The organism is Mesorhizobium sp. M7A.F.Ca.US.014.04.1.1, from assembly GCF_003998745.1.
Lineage (GTDB): Bacteria > Pseudomonadota > Alphaproteobacteria > Rhizobiales > Rhizobiaceae > Mesorhizobium > Mesorhizobium ciceri.
On sequence record NZ_RZRW01000631.1, the window covers coordinates 1 to 3,129 of the forward strand.

At 66.4% G+C, this 3,129-nt stretch carries 2 protein-coding genes; both read left to right on the top strand.

The genetic code is table 11. The annotated features are described in order from the left end of the window. Positions 1-211 precede the first annotated feature (211 nt). Positions 212-2,644 (top strand): glucan 1,4-alpha-glucosidase, encoded by a 2,433-nt coding sequence (locus EOA22_RS28935; protein ID WP_063169508.1) that lies wholly within the window; start codon positions 212-214, stop codon positions 2,642-2,644. A 34-nt stretch (positions 2,645-2,678) separates the two neighbouring features. Beyond that, the coding region (locus EOA22_RS28940) for an NAD(P)-binding domain-containing protein (RefSeq protein WP_245478713.1) at positions 2,679-3,129 on the top strand (451 nt) is incomplete at its 3' end.

Sequence of the window (3,129 nt, forward strand, 5' to 3'; positions counted from 1 at the left end):
GTACATTTTCGTCCAGGGTGCTGATTGGCGCGGGTGACCCGCCGCACTGGCGGGTTTTTCATTTGCTGCTCCGTCAGCGCAGACGAAAGCTCCGAAGAAACCCGTTAGCCCTAGTTCGTTGCCCTGCCGTCGGCGCCGATCAACTTGCGGTGCAATGATTGTAAAGGGTTCGCGTCCTGGTCTAGGGAGGAGGCCAGGAGACCGAAACAGAATGCCAGTGACGCAAAACGTTGCTCCGGGCGCCCCGGGAATTCCGGCGCGCTGGACGTCAAGCGCCAAGAGCGGCGTCGGAACGTCGCTTTCGCCGGCCGGCCGGATCTGGTTCACGATCAGCCACGGCATGCTCAACGAAATCTACTATCCGCGCGTCGACAGTGCCTGCACCCGCGACCTCGGCCTCATCGTCACCGGCGCCGCCGGCTATTTCTCGGAAGAGAAGCGCGCTGCCACGCACAGCATCGAACCGTTCGAGGACGGCGTACCCGCCTACCGGCTGGTCAACACGGCGAACGACGGCGCCTGGCGGATCGAAAAGCGCATCCTCGCCGATCCGGCGCGCCCGGCGCTGCTGCAGGAAATCACCTTCACGGCGCTGAGGGGCGTCGCTGACGATTATCGCGTCTACGCGCTTCTGGCGCCGCATCTGGTCAATGCCGGCATGGGCAACACCGCCTGGGTCGGCGAGCACGAGGGAAAGCCCGTGCTGTTCGCCTCGGGGCGCGGCTCCTGCCTGGCGCTGGCCTCGTCGCTGCCCTGGCGGACCGGCTCGGCCGGCTATGTCGGTTTTTCCGACGGTTGGCAGCAACTGCACAACACAGGTGAGCTCGATGCTGCGTACCAGCGGGCCGAGGACGGCAATGTCGCGCTGACCGGCGAGATCGGCTTTTCCGCGGCCAGGACCAAGGCTTTGCTGGCGCTGGGATTTGGCGCGACGCCCGAGGAGGCCGCGGAACATGCTTTCGCCAGCCTGAAGCAGGGTTTTGAACCCGCGGCGAAATCCTACCTCCAGAACTGGCGCAACTGGCAAAAGGGCCTGCTGCCGCTCGACCGGCACGCGGTGCCCGGGATCAACTTCTATCGCGTCTCGACGGCGGTACTGGCGACGCACCGGTCGATCGCCACACCGGGCGCCGCGGTCGCCAGCCTGTCGATCCCGTGGGGCTTCGACAAGGGCGACGACGACCTCGGCGGCTACCATCTGGTCTGGCCGCGCGATCTGGTCGAGACGGCCGGCGGCTTTCTTGCTGCCGGCGACGCCGCCTCGGCGTTGCAAATCCTCGACTATCTCGGCTCCATCCAGCAGCCGGACGGCCACTGGCCGCAGAACGCCTGGCTCGACGGATCGGCCTATTGGCCCGGCATCCAGATGGACGAATGCGCCTTTCCGCTGCTGCTGGCCGAAGCTTTGCACCGCGCCGGCCATTTGCCGCACGCCAGGCTCGCAGTCTTTCTGCCGATGATCGAGCGCGCCGCCGGGTTCGTCGTGCGCAACGGGCCGGTCACCGGCGAGGACCGCTGGGAAGAGGATGCCGGCTACAGCCCGTTCACGCTCGCCGTCGAAATCGCCGCACTGCTTGCCGCAGCCGACCTGCTCGACGCCTGTGGCAAGCCGGACGGGGCGACCTATCTGCGCGAGACATCAGACGTCTGGAACGACCAGGTCGAGCGCTGGACCTACGTCACCGGCACGGCGATCTGCGGTCAAGTCGGCGTCGACGGCTACTATGTCCGCATCGCGCCGCCCGACAGCGCCTCGGCCGGTTCGCCGAAGGACGGCTATGTCCCGATCAAGAACCGGCCGCCCGGCGACACCGACCGGCCGGCCGAGCAAATCGTCAGTCCGGATGCGCTTGCACTTGTCCGCTTCGGTCTGCGGGCGGCCGACGACCCGCGCATGACAGACACGGTCAAGGTCATCGACGCGCAATTGCGCTGCGATCTGCCGCAAGGGCCGCTCTGGTACCGCTACAACGGCGACGGCTATGGCGAGCATGAAGATGGCGCACCTTTCGACGGCACCGGCCAGGGTCGCCCCTGGCCGCTGCTGGCCGGCGAACGCGCCCACTATGAGCTGGCGGCCGGGCGCAGGGAAAAGGCAGCCAGCCTGCTGGCAGCGCTGGAAGGCTCGGCCGGACCGGGCGGCCTGTTGCCGGAGCAGGTCTGGGACGGCGCCGATAGGCCGGAGCGCGAACTGCTGCACGGCCGCCCCTCGGGCAGCGCCATGCCGCTGGTCTGGGCGCATTCGGAGCATATCAAGCTGTTGCGCTCGCTGCGCGACGGCGCGGTCTTCGACATGCCCCCGCAAGGCGTCAAGCGCTATATCGAGGACAAGACCGTATCGCCGTTCAGAACATGGCGGTTCAACAACAAGATCCGCACGGTCCCGGCCGGCAAGACGCTGCGCTTCGAACTGTTGGCCCCGGCTACAGTCCATTGGAGCACCGACAACTGGGCGACCGCCCACGACAGCCAGACGGTAGAAAACGATTTCGGCATCCATCTTGCCGATCTGCCCGTCTCTGGCCTTCCCAAGGGAAGCACGCTGACCTTCACTTTTTTCTGGCCCGGGGCCGGCGATTGGGAGAATGTCGACTTCTCCGTCATCTCAGGCGACCAGGACAGCCAGCAGACCTTCCCTCGATAACCCCGCAAATCTCCTAGAAAACAGGGACGAAACCATGCAGATCGGAATGATGGGACTGGGCCGGATGGGCGCCAACATGGTCCGGCGCCTGATGCGCGACGGCCACGAATGCGTCGTCTACGACATCAACCCGGCCAGCGTCGCGGCCCTGGTGACCGACGGCGCGTCAGGGGCGGCCTCGATGGAAGAATTCATCGGCAAGCTGGCCAAGCCGCGCTGTGTGTGGCTGATGCTGCCGGCGGCGATCACCGGCAGGATCATCGACCAGGTGGCGGCCCTGATGGAGCCCGGCGACATCGTCATCGACGGCGGCAATTCCTATTATCACGACGCCGTCGACCAGGCCGCGAAACTGGCCGGCAAGGGCATCCATCTTGTCGATGTCGGCACCAGCGGCGGCGTCTGGGGCCTGGAGCGTGGCTACTGCCTGATGATCGGCGGTCCCGACGTGGCGGGTCCACCCCTCGATTCGGTTTTTGCCCCCC